Consider the following 1,583-nt stretch of genomic DNA (forward strand, 5'->3'; position numbering starts at 1 on the left):
GGGGTGGTGACCGTGGGGGCCTTGGCGGTGGCGGCCTGGCCGGCGGCCAGTGCGCGGAGGGCGTCCCGGACGGTGGCGGCGTCGGCCGGGCGGGCGGCCGGGTCCTTGGCGAGCAGGGCGAGCAGCAGCTCGTCCACGGCCGGGGAGATGCCGAGGGCCGGCGCCGGCTGGTGGACGTGGTGGAAGAGGACCTGCACCGTGCCGAGCGAGGACGGGAACGGCGGCCGGCCGGTGAGCATGGCGTGCAGCAGGCAGCCGAGGGCGTAGAGGTCGGTCCTGCCGTCCAGGTCGCGGTTGCCGAGACACTGCTCGGGGGCCATGTACTCGACGGTGCCGACGACCTGGCCGGAGGCGGTGAGCTGTGTCGGTTCCGCGCCGCCGCCGGGCGAGAGGCGGGCGATGCCGAAGTCCAGCAGCTTGACGAGGCCGTGGGTGATCATGACGTTGCCCGGCTTGAGATCGCGGTGCACGATGCCGACCTCCGGCGCGTGCACGGCGGCGAGAGCGTCGGCGACCTGGGCGGCCCACTCCAGGGCGCGCGGCAACGGCGGTAGACCATCAGCGAGTTCGGCCGCAAGGGAGCGGCCGGGCAGCAGCTCCATCACCACGTAGACGGCGGGCCTGCCGGCCACGTCGACGCGGTTGCTGTCGTGGACGGCGACGATGTGCGGGTGGGTGAGCCGGCCGGCGGCGCGGGCCTCGCGCTCCAGGCGGTCGAGGAGGACCGGGTCGGAGACGTCCCGCACGGTCTTGATCGCCACCTCGCGGCCCAGGCGCAGGTCGAGGCCGCGCCAGACCTGCCCCATGCCGCCCTCGCCGAGTGGTCTCAGCAGCTCGTACCGGCCGTCAAGGACGATCCCCGCCCGCATGCGATCCCCTTCCCCCAGGTGGTCGGGATCAGGGTAGAGGAGGGTCCGGGGGCTGGTCAGCGGTAGTTGGCGAGGCCGTCGGCCAACTCGGCGTCATCGCCGTCGCGTTGTGCGACGAGTGCCTGTTGGAGCGCGAACGAGCCCCGGATCGTGGCGACTCGGGCGGCGACGGCGGGGGAGGGAGAGAGGGCGGCGAGCAACTCAGGGCCGTAGGAGGCGGACAGGGCCGCCAGGTCCTCGGCCTGGTCGCCGAGCGCGACCTCGTCCCAGTCGATGACGCCGGTGAGGACGGGGAGCCCCGCGTGCCACTCCCAGAGCAGGTTCTCGCCGCCGAGGTCGCCGTGCACCACGGCGGTGTCGAGGGCCGGCAGGGCGCGCAGCGCGGCCAGTTCGGCGTCGGCCCTGGCCCGGCCCTCCCGGCTCATCAGGGGATGGAGTTCGGCGACCACGGCGTCGGCGAAGTCCCGCCAGTGGGTGGCGGCCTGCCGTGGCAGCGCGGACGAGGGCGCGGTGGCGAGCCGGGCGAGGAGGGTGGCGAGCTGCTCGGCCGCGGCGGCGAAAACGGCGGGGGAGTCGAGGGCGCCGGGCGGCAGCGGCTCGCCCGGGACGCGGGTCAGCGACAGCCGGGGCGGGTCGGCGAGTTCGGCGATCGGCGTCGGGGTGCGGACGCCGAGGTCGAGCGCGGCGACGGCGCGCAGCAGGGCGGCCCGGCGG

General features: G+C 75.6%; 2 protein-coding genes. Both read right to left on the reverse strand.

The window, feature by feature from the left end; all coding sequences use genetic code 11:
* On the reverse strand, window positions 1-869 hold an 869-nt coding region (locus tag E1265_RS36120), incomplete at its 3' end, for a serine/threonine-protein kinase (RefSeq protein WP_132935158.1).
* 56 nt (window positions 870-925) lie between these two features.
* Window positions 926-1,583: aminoglycoside phosphotransferase family protein (locus tag E1265_RS36125; RefSeq protein ID WP_132935159.1), on the reverse strand; the 658-nt coding region annotated here is incomplete at its 5' end.

The organism is Streptomyces sp. 8K308, from assembly GCF_004348315.1.
Classification (GTDB): domain Bacteria; phylum Actinomycetota; class Actinomycetes; order Streptomycetales; family Streptomycetaceae; genus Streptomyces.